At 62.8% G+C, this 14619-nt stretch carries 14 protein-coding genes; 13 read left to right on the top strand and 1 reads right to left on the bottom strand.

The window, feature by feature from the left end; all coding sequences use genetic code 11:
- Window positions 1–3: 3 nt before the first annotated feature.
- Genes AAHM38_RS01930 through AAHM38_RS01910 form a run of 5 tightly spaced genes read left to right on the top strand, consistent with a single transcriptional unit; the run spans window position 4 to window position 3087 of the window.
- On the top strand, window positions 4–186 hold the full coding sequence (locus tag AAHM38_RS01930; RefSeq protein WP_116574874.1) for a cbb3-type cytochrome oxidase subunit 3: 183 nt from the start codon (window positions 4–6) through the stop codon (window positions 184–186).
- A 12-nt stretch (window positions 187–198) separates the two neighbouring features.
- The gene (ccoP, locus tag AAHM38_RS01925; RefSeq protein WP_116574875.1) at window positions 199–1122 is read left to right on the top strand and encodes a cytochrome-c oxidase, cbb3-type subunit III; all 924 of its coding nucleotides are present in this window, start codon (window positions 199–201) and stop codon (window positions 1120–1122) included.
- The gene (gene ccoG, locus AAHM38_RS01920) at window positions 1119–2582 is read left to right on the top strand and encodes a cytochrome c oxidase accessory protein CcoG (protein ID WP_116574876.1); all 1464 of its coding nucleotides are present in this window, start codon (window positions 1119–1121) and stop codon (window positions 2580–2582) included. The genes ccoP and ccoG overlap by 4 nt, the downstream gene beginning before the upstream one ends.
- A gap of 26 nt (window positions 2583–2608) precedes the next feature.
- Window positions 2609–2836 (top strand): FixH family protein, encoded by a 228-nt coding sequence (locus tag AAHM38_RS01915; RefSeq protein ID WP_012761800.1) that lies wholly within the window; start codon window positions 2609–2611, stop codon window positions 2834–2836.
- Window positions 2833–3087, top strand: coding sequence for a hypothetical protein (locus tag AAHM38_RS01910; protein WP_004626404.1), 255 nt, complete (start codon window positions 2833–2835; stop codon window positions 3085–3087). The genes AAHM38_RS01915 and AAHM38_RS01910 overlap by 4 nt, the downstream gene beginning before the upstream one ends.
- Window positions 3088–3108: 21 nt before the next feature.
- Here the strand turns inward: AAHM38_RS01910 and fnr are convergent, their stop codons facing one another.
- Window positions 3109–3837 carry a fumarate/nitrate reduction transcriptional regulator Fnr gene (gene fnr, locus AAHM38_RS01905; RefSeq protein ID WP_009277549.1) on the bottom strand — a complete coding sequence of 243 codons (729 nt, stop codon included), beginning with the start codon at window positions 3835–3837 and terminating at the stop codon, window positions 3109–3111.
- A 179-nt stretch (window positions 3838–4016) separates the two neighbouring features.
- Here fnr and AAHM38_RS01900 point away from each other — a divergent pair, with 179 nt between their 5' ends.
- The 8 genes from AAHM38_RS01900 (at window position 4017) to truB (ending at window position 14514) form a co-directional block, all read left to right on the top strand.
- Entirely contained in the window at window positions 4017–4760 is a 744-nt protein-coding gene (locus tag AAHM38_RS01900; protein WP_116574887.1) for a sulfite exporter TauE/SafE family protein, read from the top strand.
- Window positions 4761–5248: 488 nt separating this feature from the next.
- On the top strand, window positions 5249–6082 hold the full coding sequence (gene scpB, locus AAHM38_RS01895) for an SMC-Scp complex subunit ScpB (RefSeq protein WP_009277547.1): 834 nt from the start codon (window positions 5249–5251) through the stop codon (window positions 6080–6082).
- Window positions 6083–6172: 90 nt separating this feature from the next.
- On the top strand, window positions 6173–7933 hold the full coding sequence (locus AAHM38_RS01890) for a pseudouridine synthase (RefSeq protein ID WP_182552922.1): 1761 nt from the start codon (window positions 6173–6175) through the stop codon (window positions 7931–7933).
- 206 nt (window positions 7934–8139) lie between these two features.
- Window positions 8140–8628: a ribosome maturation factor RimP gene (gene rimP / locus AAHM38_RS01885; RefSeq protein WP_009238356.1), complete on the top strand. Its 489-nt coding sequence runs from the start codon at window positions 8140–8142 to the stop codon at window positions 8626–8628.
- The gene (nusA, locus tag AAHM38_RS01880; RefSeq protein ID WP_009238355.1) at window positions 8625–10100 is read left to right on the top strand and encodes a transcription termination factor NusA; all 1476 of its coding nucleotides are present in this window, start codon (window positions 8625–8627) and stop codon (window positions 10098–10100) included. The genes rimP and nusA overlap by 4 nt, the downstream gene beginning before the upstream one ends.
- A 62-nt stretch (window positions 10101–10162) precedes the next feature.
- Window positions 10163–13057 carry a translation initiation factor IF-2 gene (infB, locus tag AAHM38_RS01875; RefSeq protein ID WP_009238354.1) on the top strand — a complete coding sequence of 965 codons (2895 nt, stop codon included), beginning with the start codon at window positions 10163–10165 and terminating at the stop codon, window positions 13055–13057.
- A 127-nt stretch (window positions 13058–13184) separates the two neighbouring features.
- Window positions 13185–13556, top strand: coding sequence for a 30S ribosome-binding factor RbfA (rbfA, locus tag AAHM38_RS01870; RefSeq protein WP_004626422.1), 372 nt, complete (start codon window positions 13185–13187; stop codon window positions 13554–13556).
- A gap of 1 nt (window position 13557) precedes the next feature.
- Window positions 13558–14514 carry a tRNA pseudouridine(55) synthase TruB gene (gene truB / locus AAHM38_RS01865; RefSeq protein ID WP_116574877.1) on the top strand — a complete coding sequence of 319 codons (957 nt, stop codon included), beginning with the start codon at window positions 13558–13560 and terminating at the stop codon, window positions 14512–14514.
- Window positions 14515–14619: the final 105 nt, after the last annotated feature.

Here is a 14619-nt window from a genome sequence, read left to right as displayed (position 1 = left end):
GCCATGGCCACGCTCAGTGCAATTGCGACTGCCGTCTTCCTCGTGCTGTTCGTCTGCATTTCCTGGTGGGCATTCTCGGCGCATCGCCGCGCGGCGAACGCTGAATCGGCCATGCTGCCGTTCCTGCTGCCCGATGAGGCCGAAGTCGCCGGTGCGCATGCAGACGCATCGCGCCCGCATCAATAAGGACACAGAATCATGAGCGACTTCATTTCGGAGTTCTGGGGGTATTACATCGCGGCGATTGCCCTGGTCGGCATCGTGTGGTGCATCTGGCTGCTGTTCTCCCAGCGGCGCATTCAAGTGGCACCGGGGCGCAGCGCCGGGGAAGACACCGGCCACGTATGGGATGGCGATTTGCGCGAACTGAACAATCCGCTGCCGCGCTGGTGGATGTGGATGTTCCTGCTGTCGTGCGTCTTTGCATTGGGGTACCTGATCCTGTATCCGGGCTTGGGCGCATATGGCGGTGTGCTTGGTTTCTCCACGCGCGGCGAGTTGGCCTCGCAGCGTGCGGCCGCCGATGCGCAGGTCCGACCGCTCTATGAGCGTTATGCCAGCATGGACATCAAGCAGATCGCCGCCGATCCGCAGGCCCATGAGATCGGCCAGCGCCTTTTCCTTAACAACTGTGCGCAGTGCCATGGCTCGGATGCCGGCGGCTCGAAGGGCTTTCCGAATCTGACCGACGGCGACTGGCTGTACGGCGGAGACCCCGAGACGATCCTGACCACCATCACCAAGGGGCGTCACGGCGTCATGCCGTCCCTGACGGCGGTCGTGGATGGCAATCAGGCAGTCAATGTGGCGAACTACGTGCGCTCGCTGTCGGGACTGTCGTATGACCCGATCAAGGCAGCGCGCGGCGAACCGACGTTCAAGTCGGTCTGTGCGGCTTGCCACATGGCAACCGGCAAGGGCAATCAGGCGCTGGGCGCGCCCAACCTGACCGACCGCGTCTGGCTATATGGCAGTTCGGAAGCGACCATCGTCGAGACCATCCTCAAGGGTCGTGACAACACGATGCCGGCACACGAGAACCTGCTCTCTCCGGAGAAGATTCGCATGCTGGCGGCCTATGTCTGGGGCCTGTCCAATAGCAACACGAGCCACGCGCAATGAGCGACAAAGAACCTGCCTGGCGCCCGATGACACCCGCCACCGCAGTGGCGGGTGTAGACGACGCGCCGACTGAGCAGATGCTCTATGAAGTCCGGCGCAAGATCTATCCGCGCGCCGTGACCGGTGCGTTTGCGCGTTGGCGCGTCTGGCTGGTGCTGGCGACGCAAGCCATCTTCTATGGCTTGCCGTGGTTACAGTGGAATGGTCGCCAAGCCGTGCTCTTTGATCTGGGCGCACGCAAGTTCTATCTGTTCGGCCTCGTACTTTGGCCGCAAGACGTGATTTATCTGACGGTACTGCTGGTGCTGTCGGCGTTGGGGCTGTTCCTGTTCACTGCGGTGGCGGGGCGGCTCTTTTGCGGTTATGCCTGTCCGCAGACGGTTTACACCGAAATCTTCATGTGGATCGAGCGGCATGTCGAAGGTGACCGCTTTGCCCGCATCCGCCTCGACGGTGAGCGTTGGAGCCTACGCAAATTCCGCCTCAAGGCTGCAAAGCACTCGGCCTGGATTCTCATTGCGCTATGGACGGGATTCACCTTCGTCGGCTTCTTCACGCCGATCCGCGATCTCGGCATGGAGACGTGGACGCTTTCCCTCGGGCCATGGCAAACGTTCTGGATGCTGTTCTACGCTTTTGCCACATGGGGCAACGCAGGCTTCATGCGCGAGCAGGTGTGTCGCTACATGTGCCCGTACGCGCGTTTCCAGAGCGTGATGGTCGACCCCGATACCTACGTCGTCACATACGACACGCAGCGCGGTGAACCGAGGGGCAGCCGCTCCCGCAATGCCGACTTCCAAGCGCAGGGCCTGGGCTCGTGCGTCGACTGCAGTATCTGTGTACAGGTGTGCCCGACCGGTATCGACATCCGCCAGGGGCTGCAATACGAATGCATTGGTTGCGGCGCCTGCATTGATGCCTGTGATCAGGTCATGGACAAGATGCGCTACCCGCGCGGTCTGATCCGCTATACGTCGGAACGCGCAATGCGCGATCGGCTCAGCCCGAAGGACGCCCGGCGACATCTGCTGCGCCCGCGCGTGCTGATCTATACCGGGATCATGCTTGTGCTCATCACCGGCTTCATCATGGCATTGGCCATGCGCCAGCCGCTCAAGGTTGATGTGATTCGTGATCGTGGTGCACTGGCGCGCGAAGTGGACGGGGGCAAGATCGAGAACGTTTACCGCCTGCAGTTGATGAACGCGTCCGAGCTCCCCATGCGCGTGACCATCACAGCAGAGGGCATGCCGGAACTGGATGTGCAGGGCGGTCGTGGCGAGTCGACCACACTGGAGCTGCCACCGGCGGCCAACCGACTGCTGCCAGTGCGCGTACGCCGGCCAGCCGATGATGCCGCCCCCGGCTCGCACAAAATCCGTTTCGTCATCCACGCAGACAGCGGTAGCGCCAGCCTCGTACTGCGCGAACCGTCTAGCTTCATCGTGCCGCGCTGATGCGGCATCCCCAACAGGAGGCAACGATGCACGCAACGCAATCTTCCGCGCAGGCCCGTCCGTGGTGGCGCGAGCCCTGGCCGTGGCTGCTCATGGCAGGGCCGTTTGTCGCCATGATCGGCTGCGGCGTCACCATCTGGCTGGCGATTTCGCATCCCGATGTCGCTATTCACGACAACGTCGTGCGCCACGGTTTGGTCGTTGAAAAGACGACCGTCACGCCGACACATGGTATTCACGCGGAGGCCCGATGAAGCGTCGACTGCTGATGTGGATTCTGTGGCCGGCATTTCTGTCGGCCGCGCTGGCTGAACTGGTGGTCTTTGCAGTGGTGGACCCCGCCGACCTGCGTTTCTTCGGCGAACAGATCACCGTGTCGGCCCAGGCGGTCTACACGGTATCGTTCTTTGTGTTCTGGTTGCTGTGCGGATTGTCGAGCGCGCTGACGCTGTACGTGTCGCCGGGCATCGGCAAACTGGAAGCGCATGAACACCCGCTCGTGTGAGCGGGCGCCATGGAAGGAGCTTCAAGCGGCTTGACCGCTCATGACCTGGCGCAGGCCGGCCAGGTCGATCAGTTTGACGTGGCGTTGGCGGATCTGGATGAGGCCCGCTTCGGCAAAGCGCGAGAACAGGCGGCTGACGGTTTCGAGCTTGAGACCCAGATAGCTGCCCAGCTCTTCGCGGCTCATGCGCAGCACAAACTCTGTTGACGAATATCCCCGCTGGGCCGAACGCTTCGAGAGGTTAAGCAGGAACGCTGCGAGACGCTCCTCCGCACGCATGGAACCCAGCGTGAGCAGCATCAGGTGATCCTGCGAAATTTCCTTGCTCATGATGCGCAGGAACTGATGCTGCAGCGAAGGCAGCCGGCGCGAAAGGTGTTGCAGCTCGTCGTAGCGCACCACGCAGACTTCGGTATCTTCGAGCGCGGTGGCATCCGACACATGGCGCATATCGCCAATGCCATCGAGCCCGACGATCTCACCCGGCAGGTGGAACCCCGTGATCTGGTGCCGACCGTCTTCCAGCGTCAGATGGGTTTTGAGCGTACCGAAACGAATGCCGTAAACCGCTTCGAGCGGCTCCCCCAGGGAATAGAGCGATTGCCCCTTCTTAATGCGGATGCGCTCGCTGACCAAATCGTCCATCTTGCGCACGTCGTCCGAGTTCATTCCCACCGGCAGGCAGATTTGCCCGAGTACACAGGTGGAGCAACGCGAGGCGTGGTCGGTGAGTGCGATTCGAGTGAGCACGGGCGGGGCGACTGAATTTCGGGAAAGTGAAATGAGTAATTCTTGTGATGCAGCTCAGCTTATTATAACGGCGACCTTCTTGTCCTCGGACATTTCCGATGCGGCAAAACGCGTCAATTACGCTTAGTTCGCAACAGCAAAACGAAAACCTTGGCCCATATCAAAAGAGCGTCAAAAAGATGAGTGCTGCAGCGCTTCTCAGCGTTTTTCTGATTGCATTGCTCGGCGGTGTGCATTGTCTGGCGATGTGCAGCGGGATCGCGCTCGCGGCCGAACGTGGAACTGTGGCGGTACGGGTCGTGTCGCGCCGCCGGCTATGGTTCGAGCAGGTCGTCATGCATGCCGGCCGGTTGACCACCTACGCGCTGCTTGGCGCAATCATGGGTGCGATGGGCGCGACCTTCTGGCGCCAGCAATGGCTGCCGATTCAACGCGGCTTGTTTGCCTTCGCCAGTGTATTGCTACTCGCCTATGGGACCATGCTGCTCGTGCGTTCCGCCGGAGATGCGTGGCGCAGTGTGTGGCTCGAGCGCTTGCTCGGCCGCGTCGCTGGCGGCCTGTCTCGGGGGGCTGCCACACTGGGCGGCACGCTGCAACGTCAGCCGCCGTTCCTACGCCGCTATATCACGGGTATGGCCTGGGGACTGGTGCCGTGCGGCATGGTCTACGGCGCATTGGCTATGGCGTTGCTGGCAGGCAACGCTGCCTCCGGGGCGGTGGTCATGCTCGCCTTTGGTGCGGGTACGCTGCCCAACCTGTTGATGATGTCTGGCTTCGCTGGGTGGCTGCGCGGCTTGTCGCGCCGCCGGTGGGCGCGTGGCGCGGCCGGCGTCGCCATCGCCGGGTTCGGCATATGGGGGCTGGTGCACGCGATCTGGCTGCCAGAGATGCTCAACGCACACGGATTCTGTCTGGTACTGTAGGCGTTTAAAGCACGCGTAAATTGCCATCCGACCTGGGATAGGAAGGCTAGATCATCTTCCCGGTTGCGGCGCCGCTGGAAATTGCCCTACAATCGCTAACAATTCGATTCGCCACCCGCGCAAATCAACAATCCCAAGCGCGGCGCCAAGCGATGCCCTCCAGCGGTAGTGTCACCCTGGACAGTCGATTCGGGTGGACTGCCATTCTTCTTGGTAGTCGTCCGGTGCAGTATCCGTCCACATGGCGGCGGAAGAAATTGCCCTTGTGGTGCCTGACCGGCACCGGATCAACTCGCTCCTCCGGCCCTTACTTTGCGGGCACAGCCACTGCGTTTCGGTGCAGGGTCCAATTGAATCGATTGGCCTTTGCGCTCCGGGCCCGGGCGGGCAACAGCAACCAGAAATGCCGCGTGCGTCGCGGCGGGACGACAAACCTCAAGCGTGACGGCAATTCGCCGCGCGCGAGCAATGACGAGCCGCTCAACCCGATGAATACCCAAGAGGCGAAGATCGTCCTCGAAACCGCGCTGATCTGCGCGCAGGACCCGTTGCGAGTCAATGACTTGCGCAAGCTATTCGACGAAGATGTTTCCGCAGACACCATCCGTGTGCTCCTCGAGGAGCTGCGCCAGGACTGGCTGAATCGCGGTGTCGAACTGGTTGCGCTGGCCTCCGGCTGGCGTCTGCAGAGCCGCCCCGAGATGCGTGTGTATCTCGACCGCCTGCATCCGGAAAAGCCGCCCAAGTACTCGCGCGCCGTGATGGAGACGCTTGCGATCATCGCTTACCGCCAGCCGGTCACGCGCGGCGATATTGAAGACATTCGCGGTGTTACGGTCAACACGCAGGTCATCAAGCAGATTGAAGACCGCGGCTGGATCGAAGTCATCGGTCATCGCGACGTGCCCGGCCGCCCTGCGCTGTATGCAACGACCAAGCAGTTTCTCGATGACCTTGGCTTGCGCTCGCTGGACGAGTTGCCGCCGCTCGAAGATGCCCGCGCCCAGGCGCAGGCGAGCCTGCTGGAGCAGGGCGCCATCGAATTCGAGGGCGGCGCAATTGCGGTGGAAGAACTGACAGCGCTGGTCAACGACGTGCCGGAAGGTGCAGAGGCTTCGGTGGCGGAAGCGGCCGGATCGCCGGTTGCCGAGGCTTCCGTTGAGGCGGCTGCTGAAACACTAGCGCAACCTGAGATGGCGCCGCGCGACGAGCCGGCCCTGGAAACCGAGCCTCAAGCGGTGAGTGCGGCCGAGGTTGCGTCAGGGCCAGAACACAAAACACCGGTCGAGCCGCCCGCGGCTGCCGCCAATGAACATTCGTAACGCCATGCCCGCCGCGCAGTCCGCGGATGGCTTGAACCCCTAGATTTGAAAGACGTTGTGAGCACCCAGCCAGACTCCATGGATACACGTATGCCGGCCGACGCCGACGCTCAGCCGCCGCGACAAGACGGCGGTGATGGGACTGAGGCCACCCCTCGCCGCAAGGGATTGCGCCGAGGCTTGCGCAACCTCGTGGCTTCGCGCCGCCAGCAGCAGGATGGTCGCCCTGAGGGCGAAGCCGCCGATGCGGGTGGTGCAGACGCCGGCCAGCCTGCGCAACCGCGCAAGCCGAAAGAGGCGGCTGGTGAGCCGGCGGTAGTTGCTGCAGAAGGTGCTGCGCCGGCCGAACAGGCGCCAGCAGAAAACCAGGGCGAGCGACGTGGCCCGCGCGGCCGTTTCGGCAAGAACCGCCGCCGCCCGGGCGAAGGTCAGCCGCTGGAGCGCGCCGAGCGCAACGACCGTGTGGAAGGCGCTGGCGGCAAGAACACCGGGGGTCGTGGCAAGTCGCAGAACCGCAACGGCAAACCGCAAGGCAAGGCAGGCGGCGCGAACCAGAATCGCGGGGGCAAGGGGCTGAAGGGAGGCAAGGGCTCTGAAGACGTCTTCCAATACGTGATTTCCGGGGCGTACGACTCAGAGGCTGACACCGGCGGTGCATCGCAGCCTCCCAAGGCGCGCGAACTGACCTCCGAAGACGACGCTCCCAAACTGCACAAAATCCTGGCTGATGCCGGGCTTGGCTCTCGCCGCGACATGGAAGACCTGATCCTGCAAGGGCGCGTCTCCGTGAATGGCCTGCCGGCTCATATCGGTCAACGCATTCTCGCGACCGACCAGGTGCGCGTGAACGGCAAGCTGATCCAGCGCAAGTTGCCGAACAAGCCGCCGCGCGTGCTGCTGTATCACAAGCCGTCGGGTGAAATCGTCAGCCAGTCCGATCCGGAAGGTCGTCCGACGGTGTTCGACGCGTTGCCGCGCATGAAGACCGGCAAGTGGGTCGCCGTCGGCCGCCTCGACTTCAATACCGAGGGCCTGCTGATTTTCACGACCTCCGGCGATATCGCCAACCGGTTTATGCACCCGCGCTATGGTGTTGAACGTGAATATGCGGTGCGTACGCTGGGCGAATTGGCTGAGACCGACCGCCAGAAGCTGCTGCACGGTATCCCGCTCCAGGACGGCGAGGCCAACTTCCTGCGCTGCGTCGACGGCGGCGGCGAGGGTGTCAACCACTGGTACCACGTGGCCCTGACCGAAGGCCGGAACCGTGAAGTCCGACGTATGTTCGAGGCGGTCAATCTGACCGTGTCGCGCCTGATCCGTACGCGCTATGGCAGCTTCGTGCTGCCGCGTGGCCTCAAGCGCGGCCGCTGGCAGGAGGTGTCGGCAGAGGACGTGCGTACGCTGATGGGCACGCTGGGCATGAAGGTGCCGACGGCGAGTTCTGGCGGCGGCCAAGATCGCCAGGGCAACCGTCGCCGTGGGCCCGCGCCGGTACTAATGGGCCCGATGTCGTCCGGTTTTGCTGGGGAAGCGAACTTCCAGTCACGCGGTATGGGCATCGAGAACGGGAATCGCGCGCAACCCGCGCAGCGCCGTCCGTCCAGCCCGCGTCAGCCGGATCCGATGCAGACGTCCATGGGCTACATCAATGTGGGAGGCCCAACCACGCTCACAGCGCGGACTCGTATGGGCGACCGTGCGAACGGCCGTGGCGGTGCGGGGACGGGTGGTGGCATGCGTGATGGCAATCGCATACCCGGCAACAAGCGCCCCGGAAAGAGCGCTGGCGGCATGCCGAACGGCAACAAGGCGCCACGCGGTGGTGGCAAACGCGGCGGTAAGCGTTAAAAATGCGGGCGTTGTGTGCGGCATTCGTCGCAACGCCCCATTTTGTGCCGGCTTTGGGGCAATTTTTGCGTTTTGCCTCGAAGCGTATTACAATGTGAGTCTAATCAAAAGTCATCCTGCAGAAGATGAGCGAATGATATGGGCGTTGCGCCCATTTTTTTTTGCTTCAGCAGGTTGGCCATACCGGGAAATTCTTCAGGAAAAACGTGCATCTGACTGATCTGATTGAGAAAACCCTCACCGCCATGGGGTATGAGCTGGTGGAAGTGGAGCGCGCGCCTGCCGGGCTGCTGCGCGTGTATATCGATCAGGCAGAGAACGGCGTCGTCATTGAAGATTGCGAAAAAGTGAGTCATCAACTCACGCGCGTGTTCGAAGTTGAAAACGTCAACTACGAACGGCTGGAAGTGTCGTCGCCTGGGCTGGACCGCCCGCTACGCACGCTCGCCGACTTCACGCGCTTCGCCGGCCTTGAGGCCAAGGTGACGCTGCGCTTGCCGGTGAATGGACAGAAGAATTTCACGGGAATCATTCAGGCTCCGACGGGCGAGCCAGGCCAGGAACGGATCGGCCTTGAGTTTGAGGGCAAGGAAGGCCCTGCGCTGCTGGAATTCACGCTGTCGGAACTCGACCGCGCCCGGCTGGTGCCCGTGCTGGACTTCAAAGGAAATCGAAACAAAGGGAACAAGCAATGAGCCGCGAAGTTCTGTTGCTCGTCGATGCGCTTGCGCGCGAAAAAAACGTCGACAAGGATGTGGTGTTCGGGGCGCTGGAAGCTGCACTGGCTTCGGCGACCAAGAAGCGCTTTGAAGAAGACGTGGATGTGCGCGTGGCGATCGACCGTGAGTCGGGCGAACACGAAACCTTCCGTCGCTGGCTCGTCGTTCCCGACGATGCAGGCCTGCAGGAGCCGGACAAGCAGATTCTGCTGTTCGAAGCCAAGGAGCAGAACCCTGACCTCGACGTCGACGATTTTGTCGAAGAGCAGATCGAATCGGTCGAGTTTGGCCGCATCGGCGCGCAGGCTGCCAAGCAGGTGATCCTGCAGCGCATCCGCGATGCCGAGCGCGAGCAGATCCTGAACGATTACCTGGATCGTGGCGAGAAGGTCATGACCGGCACGATCAAGCGCGCCGACAAGAAGGGCCTGATCGTAGAAACCGGTCGCGTCGAGGCGCTGCTGGCCCGCGACCAGATGATCCCGAAGGAAAACCTGCGTACGGGCGACCGCGTCCGCGCATACATCCTGAATGTCGACCGTACCGCACGCGGCCCGCAGATCGAGCTGTCCCGCACCTGCCCGGAGTTCCTGATCAAGCTCTTCGAAAACGAAGTGCCGGAAATGGAACAGGGCCTGCTGGAGATCAAGGCCGCCGCGCGCGATCCGGGCGTGCGTGCGAAAATCGCAGTCGTTGCACATGACAAGCGCATCGACCCGATTGGCACCTGCGTCGGCGTGCGCGGCACCCGTGTGACCGCCGTGCGTAACGAAGTTGGTGGCGAAGCTGTAGACATCGTGCTGTGGTCGGAAGACCCGGCGCAGTTCGTGATTGGTGCGCTGGCGCCGGCACAAGTGCAGTCCATCGTCGTGGACGAGGAAAAGCACAGCATGGACGTGGTGGTCGACGAGGAAAATCTCGCCGTGGCCATCGGCCGTAGCGGCCAGAACGTTCGCCTGGCGTCGGAATTGACCGGCTGGCAGATCAACATCATGACGCCGGCAGAATCTGCGCAGAAGCAGGCGGAAGAAAGCTCCGTCGTTCGTCAGTTGTTCATGGCGAAGCTGGACGTGGACGAAGAGGTTGCCGACATCCTGATCGAAGAGGGCTTCAGCTCGCTCGAGGAAGTGGCCTACGTGCCGCTGCAGGAAATGCTGGAAATCGAAGCGTTCGACGAAGACACCGTCAACGAGCTGCGTAATCGCGCTCGCGACGTGCTGTTGACGATGGAGCTGGCGAAGGAAGAAAGGGTCGAGAAGGTGTCGCAAGACCTGCGCGACCTCGAGGGGCTGACCCCGGAGCTGATCGGCAAGCTGGCCGAGGGGAACATCCAGACGCGCGACGACTTGGCCGAGCTGGCCGTGGACGAATTGGTCGAGATGACCGGCGTCGACGAAGAACAAGCCAAGGCGCTGATCATGAAGGCGCGTGAACACTGGTTTTCGTGAGTCGCATAAACGTTGATCGTTTATCGCAATCCTCACTGAAACCAAGCATCGAAAGGGTTTGAATGGCAAGCACAACAGTTGCCCAGCTCGCTGGCGAATTGAACCGTAGTGCATCAGCACTGCTGGAACAATTGCAGGCCGCGGGCGTGCAAAAGGCGACGCCGGAAGACGTCATCACCGAATCGGACAAGACCCGTTTGCTCGACTATCTCAAGCGAGCACACGGCAGCGCCGAGGATGGCGCGCGCAAGAAGATCACGATCACCAAGCGCGAAACCAGCGAAATCCGCCAGGCGGATGCCACGGGTAAGACGCGTACCGTGCAAGTGGAAGTCAAGAAGAAGCGCGTGCTGGTCAAGCGTGATGAGCCGAACGCGGCACAGGCTGAATCGGAAGCGGCTGAGGCTGCGCCGGTGGTCGATGCCGAGGAAGTCGCGCGTCGCGAGGAAGAACATCGTCGCCAGGCCGAATTGCTGGCTCGTCAAGAAGCCGAACTCAAGGCGCGCCAGGAAGCGATGGAGCGCGAGGAAGCTGAGCGGCGCGCCCGTCAGGAGGCCGCCGAGGCCGAGCAGAAGCGTCAGGCTGAACTCGCTGCCAAGAAAGCGGAAGAGGAGGCCGTTGCTGCCCGCGCTGCTGCTGAAGCGTCGGACGAAGCCCCGCGCCGCAAGGCCGAGGAAGACGCCGCGCGTCTGGCAACCGAGCGCGAAGCCGCGCAGAAGGCTGCTGACGAGGCGCGCGTCGCTGCCGACAAGATCAAGGCCGAGGAAGACGCCGCGCGTAAGCGCCGCGAAGCTGCCGAAGCAGAAGCCCGCGCGATCCGCGAGATGATGAGCGCCCCGGCTCGCGTGCTGAAGACGCCCGCCGAGCGGAAGGCTGAAGAGGTCAAGAAGGCAGAGCAATCGGGCACGCTGCATAAGCCTGTGAAGCCGGCCGGCGAAGCACGCCCGGCTGCGGCTGCCAAGAAGCCGGCTGCCCCGGCACCTGCCGCTGCTGCACCGAGCTCGCCGTCGGGTGACAAGAAGGGCGGTCGCGGCAAGTCGGGTTGGCAAGACGACAACCGTACCGGAAAGCGCGGCGGCCTGAAGACGCGCGGCGACACGGGCGGCGGTGCCGACGGCTGGCGCTCCGGCTCCAAGGGCGGCCGCAACCGTCATGGCGACGACAACCGCAATGCCTTCCAGGCACCGACCGAGCCGGTCGTGCGTGAAGTGCACGTGCCGGAAACCATCTCCGTTGCCGATCTGGCGCACAAGATGTCGGTCAAGGCCGCTGAAGTCATCAAGCAGATGATGAAGCTCGGCCAGATGGTCACGATCAACCAAGTGCTGGACCAAGAGACCGCGATGATCGTGGTCGAAGAAATGGGCCACCAGGCGGTCGCAGCCAAGCTGGACGATCCGGAAGCGATGCTGGTTGGGGACGTGCAGGAGCAAACCAACGCCGAAGCCGAAACCCGTCCGCCGGTTGTCACCGTCATGGGCCACGTCGACCACGGCAAGACCTCGCTGCTGGACTACATTCGTCGCGCCAAGGTTGCGGCGGGCGAGGCCGGTGGCATCACGCAGCACATCGGCGCGTATCACGTCGAAACCGATCGCGGCGTCATTACGTTCCTGGACACCCCGGGTCACGAGGCCTTCACGGCCATGCGTGCACGCGGTGCGAAGGCGACCGATATTGTGATTCTGGTAGTGGCGGCCGACGATGGCGTCATGCCGCAGACGAAGGAAGCCATCGCGCACGCGAAGGCGGCCGGGGTGCCCATTGTGGTGGCGATCACCAAGGTCGACAAGCCCGAAGCCAACCCCGACCGTGTCAAGCAGGAACTGGTGGCTGAGAGCGTGATTCCGGAAGAGTACGGCGGCGATGTGCCGTTCGTGCCGGTATCCGCCAAGACTGGCGAAGGTATCGACAGCCTGCTGGAAAACGTGCTGCTGCAAGCCGAAGTGCTGGAACTCAAGGCGCCGGTCAACGCGCCGGCCAAGGGTCTGGTGGTGGAAGCGCAGTTGGACAAGGGCAAGGGTCCGATCGCTACGGTGCTGGTGCAGAGCGGTACGCTCAAGCGCGGCGACGTGGTGCTCGCGGGCACCGCCTATGGCCGCGTGCGCGCCATGCTGGACGAAAACGGCAAGCCGGCCAAGGAAGCTGGTCCGTCGATCCCGGTGGAAATTCAGGGTCTGTCGGAAGTGCCGGGTGCCGGTGAAGAAGTGCTGGTGCTGCCGGACGAACGTAAGGCACGCGAAATCGCGCTGTTCCGCCAAGGCAAGTTCCGCGATGTGAAGCTGGCACGCCAACAGGCTGCCAAGCTGGAAAACATGCTGGAACAGATGAGCGAAGGCGACGTGAAGTCGCTGCCGCTGATCATCAAGGCCGACGTGCAGGGCTCGCAGGAAGCGCTGGTGCATTCGCTCAAGAAGCTGTCGACCGACGAAGTGCGTGTGCAGATTGTGCACGCTGCCGTGGGCGGTATCACCGAGTCGGACGTCAATCTGGCAACCGCGTCGAAGGCCGTCATCATCGGCTTCAACACGCGGGCCGACGCCGGTGCGCGCAAGCTGGCGGAGAACCACGGCATCGACATCCGCTACTACAACATCATCTATGACGCTGTGGATGAGGTGAAGGCGGCGATGTCGGGCATGCTGTCGCCGGAGAAGCGCGAAGAGACGACGGGCCTTGTCGAGGTGCGCCAGGTCTTCCACGTGCCGAAGGTTGGCGCAGTGGCTGGCTGTATGGTGCTGGACGGCTTCGTCAAGCGCAATTCGCTGGTGCGGGTACTGCGCGCGAACGTGGTCATCTTCTCGGGCGAACTCGATTCGCTCAAGCGCTTCAAGGACGACGTGAAGGAAGTGAAGCAAGGCTTCGAGTGCGGCCTGTCGATCAAGAACTTCAACGACGTTCAGGAAGGCGATCAGCTCGAGGTCTACGAGATCACTGAGGTGGCGCGTACGCTGTAATACGTTGGCCGGGCGCTGCGGTGTCCGGCTCGACTTTGCGACGGTGGCCCGGGCGCGTCCCGCGCCACCGTTTTGTCTTTTTGGGCCAGCCGGCGCATGCTGTCGGCGCCCATGTGAGGAATACTCTATGCCGAAGAAATCGGGATCGGCCGCTGGCCGCAACGTGCGCATCGCCGATCAGATCCAGCGCGATCTGGCCGAGTTGATCCAGCGCGAAATCAAGAACCCGGCAATGGGCCTGGTGACACTGCAATCCGTGACGCTCACGCCAGACTACGCGCACGCCAAGATCTACTTCACGGTGCTGGGTGCCGAGCCGGAAGTCGCCGGCGCCATCCTGAACGAGAAGGCGGGCTACCTGCATTCGCTGTTGTTCAAGCGCCTGCACATCCATACGGTGCCGACACTGCATTTCCACTTCGACGGTTCGGTCGAGCGCGGTATCGAGATGTCGCGCCTGATCGATGAGGCCAACGCCACGCGTGCCAAAGACGATTGAGATGGCTGAGCACCAAGTGCCCAGGCCCCAAAAGCCGCCGCGGCGTGATGTGCATGGCGTGCTGCTCCTAGACAAGCCGATCGGCTGGTCGAGCAACGATGCGCTGATCCGCGCCAAACGCCTGCTGTGGGCCAAGAAGGCGGGGCATACCGGCACGCTCGATCCGCTTGCTACGGGACTGTTGCCGCTGTGTTTTGGCGAGGCGACCAAGTTTTCGCAGGATCTGCTCGATGCGGACAAGACGTACGAAACCGTCGTGCGCCTCGGGATCAGGACGAGTACCGCAGACGCGGAAGGCGAGGTGCTGAGCGAGCGCCCGGTATCGGTCACGCCCGAGCAACTGCAGGCAGCCATCGCGCGCTTCGTCGGCGAGATCGACCAGGTGCCGCCGATGCACTCGGCGCTGAAGAAGGACGGCAAGCCGCTGTACGAGTACGCCCGTGCGGGGCAAACGGTGGAACGTGCTGCGCGTCGGGTAACGATCTACGCGATTGATCTGCTGGCAACCGACCTGCAATCGGCCGAACCGACGATCACGTTGCGCGTGTCATGCAGCAAAGGAACATACATCCGCACGTTGGGTGAAGACATTGGGGAGGCGCTGGGCTGCGGCGGGCATCTGGTTGCGCTGCGTCGCACCCAGGTGGGCAACCTCACGCTGGACGGCGCCGTGACGCTCGAAGCGTTGGACGCTGCTGCTGAAGATGCACGTGGTGCATTGCTGGCGCCGGTCGATGCGCTGTTGCAGACGCTGCCGCGCGTGGAGCTGGATGCGCAAGAGAGCCGTCGCTTCCTGCATGGCCAGCGCTTGCCGTTGCAATTGGCGTTGCCGAATGCAGACCAGGTGCGCGTCTACGGCGTGCGTGACGCGATCGCGGCGGATGCCACTGCGTCGCTGCTCGGAGTGGCTGCCTGGCAAGGCGGTGTGCTCCGGCCGGAGCGGCTCGTGCATCTTTAAGCCGATCGGCTGACCAAAAAAGCCACGCAGCTACGCGTGGCTTTTTTTTGTTCGCGTGACCCGTCCTGAATAAGGTTGACACTTTTTCTCCGCCAGGGAGTGAGG

Source organism: Ralstonia sp. OTU4908 (assembly GCF_038440115.1).
Lineage (GTDB): Bacteria > Pseudomonadota > Gammaproteobacteria > Burkholderiales > Burkholderiaceae > Ralstonia > Ralstonia pickettii.
Note: the sequence above shows the minus strand (reverse complement) of the source record. Positions and strands in the feature narration are given on the sequence as shown.

Coding starts and splice junctions, on each gene's coding strand:
- truB (WP_116574877.1), top strand. CDS start 13,558: ATGGCTGAGCACCAAGTGCCCAGGCCCCAAAAGCCGCCGCGGCGTGAT.
- ccoP (WP_116574875.1), top strand. CDS start 199: ATGAGCGACTTCATTTCGGAGTTCTGGGGGTATTACATCGCGGCGATT.
- rbfA (WP_004626422.1), top strand. CDS start 13,185: ATGCCGAAGAAATCGGGATCGGCCGCTGGCCGCAACGTGCGCATCGCC.
- AAHM38_RS01930 (WP_116574874.1), top strand. CDS start 4: ATGGCCACGCTCAGTGCAATTGCGACTGCCGTCTTCCTCGTGCTGTTC.
- AAHM38_RS01915 (WP_012761800.1), top strand. CDS start 2,609: ATGCACGCAACGCAATCTTCCGCGCAGGCCCGTCCGTGGTGGCGCGAG.
- infB (WP_009238354.1), top strand. CDS start 10,163: ATGGCAAGCACAACAGTTGCCCAGCTCGCTGGCGAATTGAACCGTAGT.
- scpB (WP_009277547.1), top strand. CDS start 5,249: ATGAATACCCAAGAGGCGAAGATCGTCCTCGAAACCGCGCTGATCTGC.
- AAHM38_RS01910 (WP_004626404.1), top strand. CDS start 2,833: ATGAAGCGTCGACTGCTGATGTGGATTCTGTGGCCGGCATTTCTGTCG.
- nusA (WP_009238355.1), top strand. CDS start 8,625: ATGAGCCGCGAAGTTCTGTTGCTCGTCGATGCGCTTGCGCGCGAAAAA.
- AAHM38_RS01890 (WP_182552922.1), top strand. CDS start 6,173: ATGCCGGCCGACGCCGACGCTCAGCCGCCGCGACAAGACGGCGGTGAT.
- AAHM38_RS01900 (WP_116574887.1), top strand. CDS start 4,017: ATGAGTGCTGCAGCGCTTCTCAGCGTTTTTCTGATTGCATTGCTCGGC.
- ccoG (WP_116574876.1), top strand. CDS start 1,119: ATGAGCGACAAAGAACCTGCCTGGCGCCCGATGACACCCGCCACCGCA.